Annotated in this window: 15 protein-coding genes and 1 pseudogene; 10 read left to right on the top strand and 6 right to left on the bottom strand. The window is 58.3% G+C overall.

Annotated features, from left to right (window positions below):
- Window positions 1–159 precede the first annotated feature (159 nt).
- Entirely contained in the window at window positions 160–1,368 is a 1,209-nt protein-coding gene (locus tag AC1DWG_RS16405) for an ammonium transporter (RefSeq protein WP_477756110.1), read from the bottom strand.
- Window positions 1,369–1,696: 328 nt separating this feature from the next.
- On the opposite strand from AC1DWG_RS16405, the gene AC1DWG_RS16410 reads away from it, so the two are divergent.
- The 8 genes and pseudogenes from AC1DWG_RS16410 to AC1DWG_RS16445 all read left to right on the top strand — a co-directional run bounded on the left by AC1DWG_RS16410 (window position 1,697) and on the right by AC1DWG_RS16445 (window position 9,341).
- Window positions 1,697–2,011 (top strand): ElaB/YgaM/YqjD family protein, encoded by a 315-nt coding sequence (locus AC1DWG_RS16410; RefSeq protein ID WP_477756111.1) that lies wholly within the window; start codon window positions 1,697–1,699, stop codon window positions 2,009–2,011.
- A gap of 1 nt (window position 2,012) precedes the next feature.
- Window positions 2,013–2,402, top strand: coding sequence for a phage holin family protein (locus tag AC1DWG_RS16415; protein ID WP_477756112.1), 390 nt, complete (start codon window positions 2,013–2,015; stop codon window positions 2,400–2,402).
- Window positions 2,399–2,743 carry a hypothetical protein gene (locus tag AC1DWG_RS16420; RefSeq protein WP_477756113.1) on the top strand — a complete coding sequence of 115 codons (345 nt, stop codon included), beginning with the start codon at window positions 2,399–2,401 and terminating at the stop codon, window positions 2,741–2,743. The genes AC1DWG_RS16415 and AC1DWG_RS16420 overlap by 4 nt, the downstream gene beginning before the upstream one ends.
- Window positions 2,731–2,832, top strand: a pseudogene (locus AC1DWG_RS16425) (hypothetical protein); the annotation flags it as partial. The gene AC1DWG_RS16420 and the pseudogene AC1DWG_RS16425, both read left to right, overlap by 13 nt.
- A gap of 85 nt (window positions 2,833–2,917) precedes the next feature.
- The gene (locus AC1DWG_RS16430; protein WP_477760124.1) at window positions 2,918–4,246 is read left to right on the top strand and encodes a deoxyguanosinetriphosphate triphosphohydrolase; all 1,329 of its coding nucleotides are present in this window, start codon (window positions 2,918–2,920) and stop codon (window positions 4,244–4,246) included.
- A 178-nt stretch (window positions 4,247–4,424) separates the two neighbouring features.
- Window positions 4,425–4,817, top strand: a complete 393-nt coding sequence (locus AC1DWG_RS16435) for a response regulator (protein WP_477760125.1) — start codon at window positions 4,425–4,427, stop codon at window positions 4,815–4,817.
- 247 nt (window positions 4,818–5,064) lie between these two features.
- Window positions 5,065–5,691, top strand: a complete 627-nt coding sequence (locus tag AC1DWG_RS16440) for a response regulator (protein ID WP_477754030.1) — start codon at window positions 5,065–5,067, stop codon at window positions 5,689–5,691.
- An 8-nt stretch (window positions 5,692–5,699) separates the two neighbouring features.
- Window positions 5,700–9,341, top strand: coding sequence for a transporter substrate-binding domain-containing protein (locus AC1DWG_RS16445; RefSeq protein WP_477764698.1), 3,642 nt, complete (start codon window positions 5,700–5,702; stop codon window positions 9,339–9,341).
- Window positions 9,342–9,427: 86 nt separating this feature from the next.
- Here AC1DWG_RS16445 and AC1DWG_RS16450 read toward each other — a convergent pair whose 3' ends face one another.
- Together AC1DWG_RS16450 and AC1DWG_RS16455 are read right to left on the bottom strand one after the other, a co-directional pair.
- The gene (locus AC1DWG_RS16450; protein WP_414914987.1) at window positions 9,428–9,910 is read right to left on the bottom strand and encodes a GAF domain-containing protein; all 483 of its coding nucleotides are present in this window, start codon (window positions 9,908–9,910) and stop codon (window positions 9,428–9,430) included.
- Window positions 9,907–10,797, bottom strand: a complete 891-nt coding sequence (locus AC1DWG_RS16455) for an ATP-binding protein (RefSeq protein ID WP_477764700.1) — start codon at window positions 10,795–10,797, stop codon at window positions 9,907–9,909. The genes AC1DWG_RS16450 and AC1DWG_RS16455 overlap by 4 nt, the downstream gene beginning before the upstream one ends.
- 165 nt (window positions 10,798–10,962) lie before the next feature.
- Between AC1DWG_RS16455 and AC1DWG_RS16460 the strand changes: the two genes are divergently transcribed.
- The gene (locus AC1DWG_RS16460) at window positions 10,963–13,284 is read left to right on the top strand and encodes a hybrid sensor histidine kinase/response regulator (RefSeq protein WP_477788065.1); all 2,322 of its coding nucleotides are present in this window, start codon (window positions 10,963–10,965) and stop codon (window positions 13,282–13,284) included.
- Here the strand turns inward: AC1DWG_RS16460 and AC1DWG_RS16465 are convergent.
- The 3 genes from AC1DWG_RS16465 to msrB all read right to left on the bottom strand — a co-directional run bounded on the left by AC1DWG_RS16465 (window position 13,268) and on the right by msrB (window position 14,783).
- Window positions 13,268–13,729, bottom strand: a complete 462-nt coding sequence (locus AC1DWG_RS16465; RefSeq protein ID WP_477788032.1) for a MarR family winged helix-turn-helix transcriptional regulator — start codon at window positions 13,727–13,729, stop codon at window positions 13,268–13,270. The genes AC1DWG_RS16460 and AC1DWG_RS16465 overlap by 17 nt on opposite strands.
- The gene (locus AC1DWG_RS16470) at window positions 13,726–14,211 is read right to left on the bottom strand and encodes a glutathione peroxidase (protein ID WP_477788033.1); all 486 of its coding nucleotides are present in this window, start codon (window positions 14,209–14,211) and stop codon (window positions 13,726–13,728) included. Before AC1DWG_RS16470 ends, AC1DWG_RS16465 begins: the two co-directional genes overlap by 4 nt.
- Window positions 14,212–14,387: 176 nt before the next feature.
- Window positions 14,388–14,783, bottom strand: coding sequence for a peptide-methionine (R)-S-oxide reductase MsrB (gene msrB / locus AC1DWG_RS16475; RefSeq protein ID WP_477764701.1), 396 nt, complete (start codon window positions 14,781–14,783; stop codon window positions 14,388–14,390).
- A gap of 226 nt (window positions 14,784–15,009) precedes the next feature.
- Between msrB and AC1DWG_RS16480 the strand changes: the two genes are divergently transcribed.
- A complete protein-coding gene (locus tag AC1DWG_RS16480; protein WP_007973513.1) occupies window positions 15,010–16,221 on the top strand; it encodes a pyridoxal phosphate-dependent aminotransferase in 1,212 nt (403 codons plus the stop codon).
- The last annotated feature ends 202 nt before the right edge of the window (window positions 16,222–16,423 follow it).

A 16,423-nucleotide genomic window follows, 5' to 3' on the forward strand; every position in this document is an offset into this window, starting at 1 on the left:
GTGCAGGGCTGTGTTGGTGCAGGGCTGTGTTGCTCGAAGCTGATTTGGAATGACCAAACTGCGCTTCTCGCGCCTTGCCCTGCACAACAGCAGACCCGGCGCGGTAGGGAAACTAATTGAGAACGCCCCCTAATGCCACGGACGATGAAAAAACCTGAATCAGTCCTGGCTCACGGCACCGATCTTGTGGATCGACAGGTCCGCGCCGTAATACTCCTCTTCCTGACTCAGGCGCAATCCATGCAACGCCTTGATCACGCCATACACGGCAAACCCGCCGGCCAGTGCCACAGTGACGCCCAGCGCAGTACCAATCAACTGGCTGATCAGGCTGACCCCGCCCAACCCGCCCAAAGCGGTCTGGCCGAAAATGCCGCAGGCGATGCCGCCCCACACACCGCACAAGCCATGCAACGGCCACACACCCAACACATCGTCGATGTGCCATTTGCCTTGGGCCGCGGTAAAGCACCAGACAAACAGCGCCCCCGCGACGGCACCGGTGACCAGCGCGCCCACAGGATGCATCAGGTCGGAACCGGCACAGATTGCCACGAGCCCCGCCAACGGGCCGTTGTGCAAAAAGCCGGGGTCATTGCGCCCGACAATCAGCGCCGCCACCGTACCGCCAACCATGGCCATCAACGAGTTCACCGCCACCAGTCCGCTGACACCTTGCAGGGTTTGCGCGCTCATGACGTTGAAGCCGAACCAGCCAACAATCAGGATCCACGAGCCCAGTGCCAGAAACGGGATGCTCGATGGCGCGAACGCGACCAGCCGACCGTCGCGATAGCGGCCATTACGCGGCCCGAGCAACAGCACCGCCGCCAGTGCCAGCCAACCGCCCATGGCATGCACCACCACCGATCCTGCGAAGTCATGGAAACCGGCGCCAAAGCGCTCCAGCAACCAGGCTTGCAAACCCAGGTTGCCGTTCCAGACAATGCCTTCGAAGAACGGATAGATGAACGCGACGATCAACGCGGTTGCACACAACTGGGGAACAAACCGGGCGCGCTCGGCGATCCCGCCGGAAATGATCGCCGGGATCGCCGCGGCAAAGGTCAGCAGGAAGAAAAACTTCACCAGTCCATAGCCATGGTCGGCATTGAGCACGGCCGCTGGCTGCATGAATGTCACGCCATAGGAAATCCAATAGCCTATAAAGAAGTAGGCCAGTGTCGAAACAGCGAAGTCACTGAGGATTTTCGACAACGCATTGACCTGGTTTTTCTGTCGCACGGTTCCGACTTCGAGAAAGGCAAAACCGGCGTGCATGGCCAGAACCATGACCGCACCGATCAGAATGAACAGCGTGTTGGAGCTATGGACCAGGGTGTCCACAGCGCTTTGCAGGTTTTCCATGGGATGGGCAGACCTTATGGCAGAAAAAAGCACCAAAGCAGTTCGCGATGACTGTCCACGCACCAAGTTGCGGCTTCGGAGCATCAGCGCACTGATCTCGTTGAACCACTTTGGCGCACGGACGCCCTCCAGGAAAAACGCGCCCCGGACGTTTACGCGAGTTTTTGATTGTTGGTCCTACGGTTTTACTGAAATCATGCCCGGCCATAGCGCAATGGTGCGGACCGGCGCACCACGACGTAGCAAAAGTTGTACCAGTCATTTGTACTGAACCTTCGCCGAAGGCTCATACTCGAACGCATCAGAAAGCCACTTATGGAGATCCCCCATGGCCCGCACCAAGGCAAAGACTGCTCAAGAAATCCTGATGAACGACTTTCAGACACTGGTCAGTGACACCGAACGGTTGCTGGAGCACACCGCGACCCTGGCCGGCGATCAGGCCGATGAATTGCGCGAGCAGATTCACGACAGTCTCTTGCGTGCCCGTGAAACCCTGAAGCTGACCGAAGACTCCCTGCGCGAACACGGCAAGGCAGCAGTCACCGCCACGGAAGACTATGTCCAGGCCAACCCTTGGCAATCCGTCGGGATCGCGGCCGGTGTGGGTTTCCTGATCGGCCTGCTGGCCAGCCGGCGCTGATATGTCGATCGGTGAATCCGGCCCGTCTGTAGCGGGAACCAGCTCCTCATCGCGGCGCCTGGGCGCTGCCTTCCTTGGATTACTGCACAGCCATGTCGAACTGTTCGGTATCGAATTGCAGGAACAAAAGACCCGCACCGTCAGCCTGCTGCTGTTTGCCGGCCTGGCGCTGGTGTTTGCATTGCTGCTGTTGGTGGGGTTGTCGACGCTGGTGCTTATTGTGTTCTGGGACACCTATCGCCTGACCGCCATCATCGGGCTCTGTGTGTTCTACACCCTCGCCGCCATATTCTGTGGAATGCGTTTGAGAGCAGCGATTTTCGATGAGTCCTCGCCCTTCCACGGCACACTGGAAGAGCTGGCCAACGATCGGGAGCGCCTGATGCCATGAACCTGCCTGAACTGCCACACAACAGCTCACGCACGGAAATGCGCAAAGCCCTGATCCGCTTGCGCATGGAAATGCATCGTCAGGAAATCCGCCACGAATCCGCGCAACTGCTACAACCTTTGCAGCGGGTGCGCGGGATAACGCAAAACCTGAAGGACGGCTTCGGCGTCAAGCACGCTCCACTCTGGGGCGTGGCTGCCGTCACCTTGCTGGGCTATCTGACCGGCAAGGGTGCAAAAAACGGTGGCGGCCTCAGCAGCCTGACCCGGCTGATCCGCCTCGGCACAACACTAGGGCCGCTGATCACACTGATCATGCAAGGCTCTTCGCGCAAAGACTGATGAGTCTGGCACATGTGGTGGTGCCTTACCGGCAAGCCGGCGCGCGGATAGCCATCGATGATTTCGGCGTCGGTTACTCATCGATATCGACGCCGCCGGACTGTAGTTCCGCTTGCAGGTCATGGCGCGAAACGGGAAGCTAGGCTATTAGTCACCTGACGGAGAGACCCCGCCTTGGATTGGCACACTCTGCTTACCCGCGAACGCCTCGGAAAACCTCTGCACAGCCCTGAAGAGCTCGGTCGCAGCCCTTTTCACAAAGACCACGACCGCATCATTTTCTCGGGGGCTTTCCGCCGCCTCGGGCGCAAGACCCAGGTCCATCCGGTGTCCAGCAATGATCACATTCATACGCGCCTGACCCACTCGCTGGAAGTCAGTTGCGTGGGTCGCTCACTGGGCATGCGGGTCGGCGAAACCATCCGCAATGCCCTGCCCGACTGGTGCGAACCCAGCGACCTGGGGATGGTGGTGCAATCGGCTTGCCTGGCACACGATATCGGCAACCCGCCTTTCGGCCATTCCGGTGAAGACGCGATCCGGCACTGGTTCCAGCAAGCCGCCGGCCGTGGCTGGCTGGATGCAATGAGTGAAGCCGAGCGCAATGACTTCCTGAATTTCGAAGGCAATGCCCAGGGCTTTCGGGTACTCACTCAACTGGAGTATCACCAGTTCGACGGCGGCACCCGACTGACCTATGCAACGCTGGGCACCTACCTGAAGTATCCATGGACGGCCAGGCACGCCGACTCGCTGGGCTACAAGAAACACAAGTTCGGCTGTTATCAGAGCGAGCTGCCGCTACTCGAGCAGATCGCCCATAAACTCGGCCTGCCACAACTGGAGGAGCAACGTTGGGCGCGACATCCTCTGGTGTACCTGATGGAGGCTGCCGACGACATCTGCTATGCACTGATCGACCTGGAAGACGGCCTGGAAATGGAGTTGCTGGAATACGCCGAAGTCGAGTCCCTGTTGCTGGGCCTGGTGGGCGATGACTTGCCTGAGACCTACCGCCAGCTTGGTCCCGGCGATTCGCGCCGACGCAAACTGGCGATACTGCGCGGTAAAGCCATCGAACACTTGACCAATGCCGCGGCCCGGGCGTTTGTCGAGCAACAGGATGCGCTGTTGGCCGGTACGCTTTCCGGCGACCTGGTGGAACACATGCATGGTCCCGCCAAGCGTTGCGTGCTGAATGCCAAAGACATGGCCCGCAAGAAAATCTTCCAGGACAAGCGCAAGACTCTGCACGAGATCGGTGCCTACACCACACTGGAAATCCTGCTCAACGCCTTTTGCGGCGCAGCGCTGGAGCAGCACAACGGACGTACGCCGTCGTTCAAGAGCCGTCGTATCCTTGATCTGCTGGGCAACAATGCACCCGACCCTCACGGCCCATTGCACACTTCGTTTTTGCGCATGATTGATTTCATCGCCGGCATGACCGACAGCTATGCCAGTGACATGGCCTTGGAAATGACCGGACGCGCCAGCCACTGAGGTGTATCGATTGATCAGCCATTACAGCATTCGTAATGGCTGATCTCCCCTTCAAACTCCAACAGCACTCAAGTTTCGTCGAATCGCCCTACAGCACCTGTCGAGCAAACTGATCGCTTGTCCGGCACTCTCGCGAAACAATCGCCCTCCCTTCTGTTCGACAGATGAAGTGCGCCCCATGGCCGAAGACGATCTACGCATCCTCGTGGTGGAAGACCATCCCTTCCAACTAATAGCCACTCAGTACTTGCTGGAAAGTTATGGCTTCACCCGACTGACTACCTCCGATAGCGCCAAAAGCGCCATGCAGAAAATGCTCGGGGCCGACCAACCGTTCGACATTCTTTTATGCGATCAATGCCTGCCCGATCTGACGGGACTCGATCTGGTCCGGTTCGCCAGCCAGCGAGGGCTGATCAGACAGGCGATCATTCTGAGTAGCCTGACAACGTCTGAATTGGATGAGCTTGTAAAAACGGCCACTGATTACGGGCTGCCATTATTGGGATATTTGATAAAACCACTGAAACAATCTGAATTTAGAGACTTGTTGACCTCAGCACTACTATAGAAAAAAGAAACATATAAAAGCCGGAAAACATACAACGTAAAACTTACAAACAACTTCCTTCAAAAGTGCACCAAAGCGCTGGACTTTCTTAGCCTTCCTAATAAGAAACCTAGTTAACACGTAGTCCCATTCCTTTTGATCTGTAGGATTTCTCCTATATTGCTGCTACAGCTCGGTCAGTTCATGCGCCCCTTCAAGTATCTGAGCTAAGGTGCGCGCTTTATTTGAGCTCGCATGGGACTTGATTATGAACTCCGTTTTTATTGTCGACGATCACCCGGTTATCCGCCTTGCCGTTCGAATGCTGCTGGAGCATGAAGGTTACAAAGTCGTCGGCGAAACTGACAATGGGGTCGACGCCATGCAGATGGTTCGCGAATGCATGCCGGATCTGGTCATTCTCGACATCAGCATTCCAAAACTGGATGGCCTGGAAGTGCTATCTCGATTCAACGCCATGAATACACCTCTTAAAACACTGGTACTGACAGCACAATGCCCGACACTTTTCGGCATTCGTTGCATGCAATCCGGTGCCTCGGGCTATGTCTGCAAACAAGAGGACATCAGTGAACTGGTCAGCGCCATAAAAGCGGTATTTGCAGGTTACAACTATTTTCCGAGCGAGGCCTTGAACCCCATCCGAGGAGATGAAACACGCTGCATCGAACTGGAACTGTTCAAATCCGTAAACGACCGGGAACTGATGGTCTTGCAACTTTTTGCCCAAGGTCGCACAAACAAGGAAATCGCCAAGGGGATGTTTCTGAGCAACAAGACCGTGAGCACCTACAAAAAGCGCCTCATGCAGAAGCTCAAAGCCAAATCCCTGGTTGAACTAATCGAGATGGCTAAACGAAACGCGCTAGTGTGAGACCCTCGATGCCCAGCCGTTTGAAGGTTTATCTGATACAGGTGACTGCAGGTCTATGCGTGAGCACCTCGTTGTTTGGGGCACCGAACAGTGAACACTACACACTGCTCAGCCGTTCGAAGGCCGGAGCAATGGAGGTTCGACTGGATGAATCCCAACGGCAATGGATAAAGCAAAAACATGAACTGACGCTCGGGACGTCAGCCCCGGACTACCCCCCTTTCGACCTGACCACCAGTGGGCAGGACTATGAAGGGTTTACCGCCGATTACGCTGGTCTTCTGGGAAAAATAACCGGTTTGCCCGTCACGGTTCAGCGTTTCGATTCCCGAGGGGCCGCGATCGCTGCACTGGAAAGCGGCGAAGTCGATCTGCTAGGCACCGCCAATGGATTCGAAGCTGGCAATGCCGACATTGCACTGTCGATACCCTATGCCGTCGACCAACCCGTCTTGGTGACCCGCGAAGGGGAAACCCGATCCCTCACCGAGGGCCTGGCCGGATTGCGCCTGAGCATGGTGTATCACTACTTGCCGCTGACGGAAGTCAGGGCGTTGTACCCGAAGGCGATAATCACGTCCTATCCCTCCTACCAGAATGCAATCAACGCCGTTGCTTTCGATCAGGCGGACGTGTTTCTCGGTGACACCATTTCAACTCACTACATGATCAACAAGGGATACTTGAACAACATCCGGATGGCCAACTTCGGCAAACATGAAGCCTATGGTTTCAGCTTCGCCGTGAACAGGAGCAACCCCGAGCTGCTTGGCATCATCAACGCGACGATCACGGCCATCCCCTCCAGTGAACGAGAAAACATCGCCAAACGCTGGAGCGCCGGTAGCGACATTCTGCTGACCGATCAAAAGTTGCAACTTACTGAACGGGAAGAACGCTGGCTGGCACGCCACCCGATAGTGCGCGTCGTCGTCAACGAAGCCTTTGCGCCACTGACGTTTTTCGATAGCAACGGCAACTTTCGCGGGGTCACCGCAGATTTGCTTGAGCTGATCAGGCTGCGCACCGGCTTGCGCTTTGACATCCAGCACAGTCGGAGCGATGACGAGATGATCAAACAGATCAAGGACAACAAGGCCGATGTGATCGCCGCGTTGCTTCCCAGCGCGCAACGTCAAACCCAACTGAACTTTACCCGACCCTTTCTGGAAAATTCCTACGTCCTGCTGACCCGCAAAGCCGCCGACAGCCCGACCAACCTCGTGCAGTTGCAGGACAAGCGCCTGGCCATTGCCCGTGGCAATCCACTCATGGATTACCTGCGCAGAGAATTTCCCCGGATCAAGTTGATTGAAGCCCCGGACACCTTCAGCGCCGTAGAGTTACTCGCCGGAGGCCAGGTCGAGGGCGCGGTGAACTCACTGATCATTGCCAATTACTTCATTTCGTCGCGACTGTTCGAGCACACACTGCAAATCAGCACCACCATCGGCACCGAGCAGGCAGCGTTTTCCCTTGCCACCGCTCGGGGCGCCAAAGAGCTGAACGCGATTCTCGACAAGGCGTTACTAAGCATCTCGCCGGAAGAACTGGGCATCATCAACAGCCGTTGGCGCGGCTATTCGGCGTCTTCGCAAAACACCTGGCGCAACTATCAACGACTGTTCTATCAGATCGTCATTGGTGCCGGCGTGCTGTTGCTGATTTCCATTGCGTGGAACGACTACATGCGACGCCAGATCAAGCAACGCAAGGCCGCCGAGCGTGCGTTGAACGATCAGTTCGAGTTCATGCGATCGCTGGTCAATGGCACGCCCCATCCGATCTACGTACGTGATCGCCAGGGACTACTGCAAAGTTGCAACGACAGTTACCTGCAAGCGTTCAGCGCCAGGCGTGAAGATGTCATCGGCAAAAGTGTCATGCAGGGATCGATGAGCAATGTATTCGAAGCCCGGGAGTACCAGGCTGACTACCAACGCGTGGTGGCCGAGGGCAGACCTTTGATCGTCGATCGCGAACTGCACATTGGCGGCCGGCGGCTGACGATCTATCACTGGATTCTTCCCTATCGGGATTCCAGCGCAAAAGTGCAAGGCATTATCGGTGGCTGGATCGATATCAGCGAACGGCGGCAACTGCTCGATGATCTGCGTTGCGCGAAAGAACGTGCCGATAACGCCAACCGGGCCAAAAGCACGTTTCTGGCCACGATGAGCCATGAGATCCGCACGCCGATGAATGCAATCATTGGCATGCTTGAACTGACACTCAAGCGTCTTGATCATCTGCACCCGGAGCGCGCGACCATCGATGTCGCATACAACTCGGCGAAAGGGTTGCTGGAGCTGATTGGCGACATTCTGGACATTGCCAGAATCGAATCAGGACGCTTGAGCCTGAGCCCGGAGCGCGTTAGTCCGGGTGAACTCGTAGCCTCGGTCGTGCGGATTTTCGATGGCCTGGCCCGACAGAAGAAGCTCGGGCTGGTACTGGAGTTTTCATCGGCCAACCCGACCTTCGATGTGTTGCTGGATCCTTTGCGCTTCAAACAAGTGCTGTCCAACCTGATCAGCAATGCCATCAAGTTTACCGAGCAAGGCCAGGTCCGGGTCATTGTCGATCTGCAGCCGGCAACGCAACCTGAGCACGTGCAAATGCGGGTGCAGGTTCACGACAGTGGTATCGGGATCAGCGAACAGGATCAACAGCACCTGTTCGAACCCTTCGCACAGGCCGACAACGCCATGCAATCGGCCAGGGGGGGCGCAGGGCTGGGGCTGGTGATCAGCCGCAACCTCTGCGAGATGATGGGCGGCAATCTGCAATTGCGTAGCGAACCGGGCGTCGGCACTCAAGTGGAGGTGTTGCTACTGCTGGAAACGTTGCCGCTACAACAGTCAGCCCAGGTGGCCGAAACGCAAATCATCGTCGCCACAACCCCGTTGAGTGTGCTGGTAGTCGACGATCACCCGGCCAATCGCTTGCTCACGTGCCAGCAACTGGAGTTTCTTGGGCATCGATTTACCGTCGCGGCCGATGGCCAGGAGGGACTGGATGCATGGAAAGACCGGCCGTTTGATCTGGTGATCGCCGATTGCAACATGCCGGTCATGAACGGTTACGAGCTGGCCCGCGCCATTCGCCAGCATGAACGACAAAACCATCGTCCTCCCTGCACCGTTCTCGGCTTTACCGCCAACGCGCAACCGGAAGAAGTACAGCGCTGCAAACAGGCGGGAATGGACGACTGCCTGTTCAAACCCCTCAGCCTCGGTGCCTTGAGTCAATGGGTGGAAGGCATTGGGCCCACCCAGACAACCCCGGCGTTCAACCTGCACGGGTTGAAACTGATGACCGGAGGCAACCCGATGTTGAACCGGCGATTGCTCAACGAGTTAGTGAATAGCAACCGCCAGGATCTGCAAACACTGTTGGCACTATCCAGCTCAGGGGATACGCAGGCGCTGCAGGACATTGCCCACAAAATCAAAGGCGCAGCCCGGATAGTGCAGGCATCCCGCTTGATCGACCGCTGCGAGGCACTCGAAGCAGCCTGCCATGAGGATTTCGATCGCGAAAAAGTGGCTGCATGCTGCAAATCCATGGAGTGCGCCATGCTTGAGCTGGAGGACGCGTTACTACGTCAGATCGAGCACTACGACGAAGGCAAAGTGACAGAGCCTTGACGATGCCTGGACCCTCGGCAGTGCGTTGACCGTCATGGAGAAAACCGGCGTCAGGCCTGCTGCTCAAGGCAGGCCCGGGGTCTTGATCAGCAGTCGGTCAGCCGCAGGAAAATCGCCGCCAGCTGTTCGATTCCTGCCTGGTCCTGTGCAGTGAAACGCGCCAGTTTCGGACTGTCGAGATCGAGCACGCCGATCAATCGGCCGTCCTTGACCAGCGGCACCACCAGTTCGCTGTTCGAGGCGCTGTCGCAGGCAATGTGACCGGGGAACGCGTGCACATCTTCGACTCGTTGAGTCTGCAAGGTGGCAGCCGCTGTCCCGCATACGCCGCGACCGAACGGAATCCGCACGCAAGCGATCTGCCCCTGAAACGGGCCCAGCACCAGTTCTTCATGGCGGTTGAGGTAGAAACCGGCCCAGTTCAGGTCATCGAGCTGATTGAACAGAAACGCCGAGAACTGTGCGGCATTGGCGATGAAGTCCCGCTCGTCCGCCAGCAAGGACTCCAGCTGCGCGTGCAGCATGCCGTAGCCTTCGAGGCCCTGGCCGCTCTTTTGTAAATCGATCATGCCTTGTGCTCCAACAGTTTCAGCCCGACCCAATAACGGGCAAATTGATAAGCGCAACGTCCATTACGATTGCCCCGGCCGGTGGCCCAGCGTACCGCCAGAATGTCCAGCTCTTCGCTGCGCTGCCACGCCAGTCCGGCCTTGCCGGCCAACTGACCGATCCAGTGCTCGACGACGTTGAGGAAGTGTTCCTGGGTAAACGGATAGAACGACAGCCACAAACCGAAGCGGTCCGACAGCGCGATCTTGTCTTCCACCGCCTCGCTGGGATGCAGTTCGCCGTCGACCCGTTTCCAGTTTTCGTTGTCACTTTCCTTTTCCGGCACCAGGTGGCGACGGTTGGACGTGGCGTACAGCAAAACGTTATCCGGCGCCTGTTCCAGCGAGCCATCGAGGACGCTTTTGAGCACTCGGTAATCACCCTCGCCCGACTCGAAGGAAAGGTCATCGCAAAACAGCACGAAACGCTGGGGCAGTTTGCCGATCTGTTCGACCACTCGCGGCAGGTCTGCCAGGTGATCACGTTCAATCTCGATCAAGCGCAAACCGGCTTGAGCGTGCTCGGCCAACAAGGCGCGCACCAGTGACGACTTGCCGGTGCCGCGCGAGCCCCAGAGCAAGGCGTGGTTGGCCGGCATGCCATCGAGGAACTGCCGGGTATTGCGCCCAAGCTGCTCGACTTGCCGGTCGACGCCGATCAGGTCCGACAAATGCATGTCGAGGCTGACCTCCAGCGGCATCAGATAACCGCCGCGCGACTCACGCTGCCAGCGCGCGGCCAGGCATTGCGTCCAGTCGATGGCTGGCCGGGGGGCCGGCAGCAACGGCTCGATACGGGCCAGAACGGCATCGGCGCGTTCAAGAAAAGCATTCAATCGGGAATCCACGACTTCTCCTCGGGCACGTTCACAGTGATGATGGTGATACAGCGACGAAACACAGCGTCACACAAGCGGCGGCCCCCGCAGTACAGGCCTCGCGAGAACATCAACAGGCAGGCATGATCGACTATGCTTGAGCAGCGAAAGGAAACGGAAGTGGTTCACCCCTCCATGGACATCAAATTCACCAACCGGCTGTCATTCAAGCAAGCCCGGCTTACCGTGCTGGTCGGTTTCATTCTGGGCACGCTGCTCAGCCTGCTGCAAATAGGCATCGATTATGCCAGTGAAGACGCCTCCATCAATCGTGAAATCCTTTCATTGCTGGAAATCAGCCACAACCCGGCCTCGCGAATTGCCTACAACATCGACGCCGAACTCGCCAAGGAACTGACCCTGGGCCTGCTGCGCTCGCCAGCGATCACTGGCGTGAAACTGACCGACAACAACGGCACTGTGCTGGCCAGCGTCAAGCGACCCGGGGTGGAAAACGGATACCGGATGCTCAGTGACTACCTGTTCGGCGCCAACCGACAGTTCGAAGACCGGCTTTACCTGGATCATTTACCCAGCGAATCCCTGGGTACGCTGCGGCTGAACGTCGACACTTACGCCTTCGGCAACCGGTTCCTGCGCCGGGCCGAAGTGACCCTGCTCAATGGCTTCGCCCGCAGCCTGCTACTGTCCGGCATCCTGTTGGCGCTGTTCTATGTGATGCTGACCAAACCCCTGGTGCGGGTCATCCGTGAACTCAGCGGCCGCGACCCGAGCAGCACCGAGCCGAGCTCACTGGAGTGTCCCGCCGGGCACGCCGACGATGAGATCGGCGTGCTGGTCAAGGTTGCCAATCAGCAATTCAAAAACATCGCCACCGAAATCCAGCAGCGGCGCAACGCGGAAAACCGCCTGACCGAGTATCTCGGCCAACTGGAAAATATCGTCTCGGCCCGCACTGCCGAACTCAACGCGATCAATGTCCGGCTGAGCCAATCCAACCAGGAACTGGAAGTCGCTCGCAGCACAGCACTGGACATGGCCGACGCCCGCTCGGTGTTCCTGGCCAACATGAGCCATGAAATCCGCACGCCCCTCAATGGCTTGCTCGGGATGATCGCGCTGTCCCTCGACGGGCCGCTGACTGCCGAACAACAGCAACAGCTGTCCATCGCCCATGACTCGGGCAAAGTGCTGGTGGAATTGCTCAACGATATTCTCGACTTGTCGAAGTTCGATGCCGGTCAACTCGAACTCGAACACATCCCCTTCGACCTCGGCTCGCTGATCGAAGACACTGCCAACCTGTTATCGCAGAACGCCGCCCCCAGCGTCGAACTGACCTGCCTGATCGATCCGCATTTCCCGACACTCGTGCTCGGCGATCCGACCCGGGTGCGGCAGATCGTCAGTAATCTTCTGTCCAACGCCCTCAAGTTCACCCGTTTCGGGCGTGTCGACGTGCGCCTGTCGACGTTCGGGGACGGCGTCAGAATCGAAGTGTGTGACACCGGCATCGGAATCCCTCTGGATGCCCAAGTGAAAATTTTCCAGCCTTTCACTCAGGCCGGCGCCGGTATTACCCGCCAATTTGGCGGCACCGGGCTGGGCCTGGCGCTGACCTACAACCTTTGCGAAGCCATGCAAGGGCGCCTGACGATCGACTCCGAGCCGGGTTTTGGCAGCCAGTTCTGCGCGGACTTGCCATTGCCCAGCCATACCCGTGCAATGCCGGCTGTTTCGCTCAAGGGCAAAGTCATCGCCATCACGGCCGCCAGCAGCGGGCTGGGCGAACTGCTGAACGGCCTGTTACCTGGCTGGGGACTGGACTACGAACGGCGCTCCATGGATGACCCACTGCTTGGCCTGGCGGCCGACGTGCTCATCACCGACTGCCCCGAGTGCCTGTTCATTTTGCGCCCCACTCTCAACGCGCCGATCCTGCTGATTACCGCTTATGGCAATTTCATGCCCAGCGAAGAGGTCAACACCCTCACCCCCTTGCAACAGCAGGCCCGCCCCCTGGCACGCAATTCGCTGCATCAGTTGTTGCGGCGAATCCTGCAACCGCAAACCCACCCGATCAACAATGTCCCACTCGACGCGCAAAGCCCGCAGCGCCGCGGGCGCGTGCTGCTGGTGGAAGATAATCCGGTCAACCAACTGGTGGCCAAGGGCATGCTCGGCAAACTCGGCTGCGAGGTGACCACCGCGGCCCATGGTGCCGAAGCCCTGGATCAACTCGAACAACGGGAGTTCGATCTGGTGCTGATGGACTGCAACATGCCGGTGATGGACGGCTATGAGGCCAGCCGGCAAATCCGCCGCAGCGGCCGCTGGCCCCAACTGCCCATCGTCGCCCTGACGGCCAACGCCATGTCGGAAGAGCGCGAACGCTGTCGTGCCGCGGGCATGAGTGACTACCTGGCCAAACCCTTCCGGCGGGAAGAACTGGCCTCCCTGCTGGACTTGTGGATCCCCGCTACGACAGCGCCTTGATCTGTCCCAACAAGTGATCGAGGCCATCGCGCAAATCGTTGAGACGGTTCAGATCGACCCCGCTGTCGCACAACAGGCGGGCCTTGAGTGGCCCTACCTGATCGCGCAGGGCCGTGCCGGCTGACGACAGGCTCAGATGCACTTCACGCTCATCGCGCGCCGAACGCTGACGCTGCACCAGTTGCAGTTGTTCGAGGCGCTTGAGCAACGGTGTCAGCGTGCCGGAATCCAAGGCCAAACGCTCGCCCAACGCCTTCACGGTCGGCTGCTCCGGGGCCGCTTCCTGCCACTCCCACAGCACCAGCATCGCCAGGTACTGAGGGTAAGTCAGGCCCAACTGATCGAGCATTGGCTTGTAGGCGCGAATCACCGCCCGGGAAGCCGCGTACAGCTTGAAACACAGTTGGCTATCGAGCTTCAGGGAGTCGACTGACAAGGTATTCATTTGAGCAGGGCTTCGATCTCGCGGGTCAGGTCCTGCGGCTTGGTCGCCGGAGCGAAGCGCTTGACCAATTGCCCGTCCTTGCCGATCAGGAACTTGGTGAAGTTCCACTTGATGCCCTGGGAACCCAGCACACCCGGTGCACGCTTTTTCAATTGCACGAACAGCGGATGGGCGTCGGCACCGTTTACGTCGATCTTTTTGAACAGCGGGAAGCTGACACCGAAGTTCAGCTCGCAGAATTCGGAGATCGACCCTTCGTTGCCCGGCTCTTGCTTGCCGAACTGGTTGCAGGGAAAACCGAGCACCACCAGGCCCTGGTCCTTGTAGGTCTGCCACAGCTCTTCCAGGCCTTTGTACTGCGGAGTGAAACCGCACTTGCTGGCCGTGTTGACCACCAGCACGGCTTTGCCGGCGAAATCCGCCAGGGTCTTTTGCTCACCCTTGATGGTGGTGCAAGGGATGCTCAGCAGGTTGTCGCTCATGTTTGAGGGTCCGAGTGGATGGAAGAGATAACAAAATAGCGAGCAATTGAATTGCGTGCAATTTAATTAATCAAAACGCCGATCAACCGTAGGAGCTGCCGAAGGCTGCGATCTTTTGATCCGGCCTTTTTAAGGTCAAAAGATCGCAGCCTTCGGCAGCTCCTACAGGGCTCGCATTACGAGCGGGGCACCAGGTCCAGGCACACCGAGTTGATGCAATAGCGCAGACCGGTCGGCGGCGGACCATCAGGGAATACATGCCCCAGGTGCGCGTCGCACTTGGCGCAGACCACTTCGGTGCGGATCATGCCGTGGCTGGCATCACGGATTTCGGTCATGGCGCTGTCGCCGATCGGCGAATGGAAACTCGGCCAGCCGCAGCCGGAATCGAACTTGGTCCTGGAGTCGAACAGCGGCTCGTTACAGCAGATGCAGTGGTAGACACCGTCGGTCTTGGTGGCGTTGTATTTGCCGGAAAACGGACGTTCGGTGCCCTTGAGGCGGCACACGTTGTACTGCTCTGGATCGAGCATCGCCTTCCATTCTTCCAGGGTTTTTTCCAACTTTTCCATCATCACACCTCAGCGGCTGAAAAAGCCCGATCTGTACCTTTTCCACGGATCGGGCGGCACGTATGATTGCGCCTCGTCAAACGCCAGTCTGGCAGCCAGACCACGCGCATTCAAACGGAAATATGGGTGCTGCATCTCAAGGCGTCAGGCCTGTGTGAATACGCAGGATTCCCAGCACGGTTGTCCAAACGCCGTCTGGATCGTTCATTTTCGGGAACACATCGCCATGCAGGTCAGCAAATCGAACAAGCTCGCCAACGTCTGCTACGACATTCGCGGCCCGGTGCTCAAGCACGCCAAGCGCCTGGAAGAGGAAGGCCATCGCATCCTCAAGCTGAACATCGGCAACCCGGCGCCCTTTGGTTTCGAAGCACCGGATGAAATCCTCCAGGACGTGATCCGCAACCTGCCGACCGCCCAGGGCTACAGCGACTCCAAGGGCCTGTTCAGTGCGCGCAAGGCCGTGATGCAGTACTACCAGCAAAAGCAGGTGGAAGGCGTCGGCATTGAAGACATCTATCTGGGCAACGGCGTTTCCGAACTGATCGTGATGTCGATGCAGGCCCTGCTCAACAACGGCGACGAAGTGCTGGTGCCAGCGCCGGACTATCCATTGTGGACCGCAGCCGTGAGCCTGTCCGGCGGCAATCCGGTGCATTACCTGTGCGACGAGCAAGCCAACTGGTGGCCGGACCTGGCCGACATCAAGGCCAAGATCACCCCGAACACCAAGGCCCTGGTGATCATCAACCCGAACAACCCGACCGGCGCGGTGTATTCCAAGGAAGTGCTGCTGGGCATGCTGGAACTGGCCCGTCAGCACAACCTGGTGGTGTTTTCCGACGAGATCTACGACAAGATCCTCTACGACGATGCCGTGCACATCTGCACCGCCTCCCTGGCGCCCGACCTGCTCTGCCTGACGTTCAACGGTCTGTCCAAGTCCTATCGCGTCGCCGGTTTCCGTTCCGGCTGGATCGCCATTTCCGGCCCGAAACACCACGCCCAGAGCTACATCGAAGGCATCGACATGCTGGCGAACATGCGCCTGTGCGCCAACGTGCCGAGCCAGCACGCGATCCAGACCGCCCTGGGTGGCTATCAGAGTATCAATGACCTGGTGCTGCCGCAGGGTCGCCTGCTGGAACAACGCAACCGCACCTGGGAGTTGCTCAACGACATTCCGGGCGTGAGCTGCGTCAAGCCGATGGGTGCGCTGTATGCATTCCCGCGGATCGACCCCAAGGTCTGCCCGATCCATAACGACGAAAAATTTGTCCTCGACCTGCTGCTCTCCGAAAAGCTGCTGGTGGTTCAAGGCACCGCATTCAACTGGCCATGGCCGGACCACTTCCGCGTCGTGACCCTGCCCCGTGTCGATGACCTGGAGATGGCCATCGGACGCATCGGCGGCTTCCTCAAGTCCTACCGCCAGTAAGCGAACTGTCACCGTGCGACGTTCCCACAGGTCGCACGGTGATTGATCCGGCAACATTTGTTTGCAATGCGCCACTGGCAGTCGCTTTGTCGCTGCCGGACAGCGCCTTGGCTGCTCGCGCCTAACAAAGGCGGGGCCTTCGACACGAATTGACTGACAAACACTTCCCGCACACTTGTCGGAAATGCCCTGCAAGCAGCTA

The organism is Pseudomonas sp. P4_B3, from assembly GCF_056402295.1.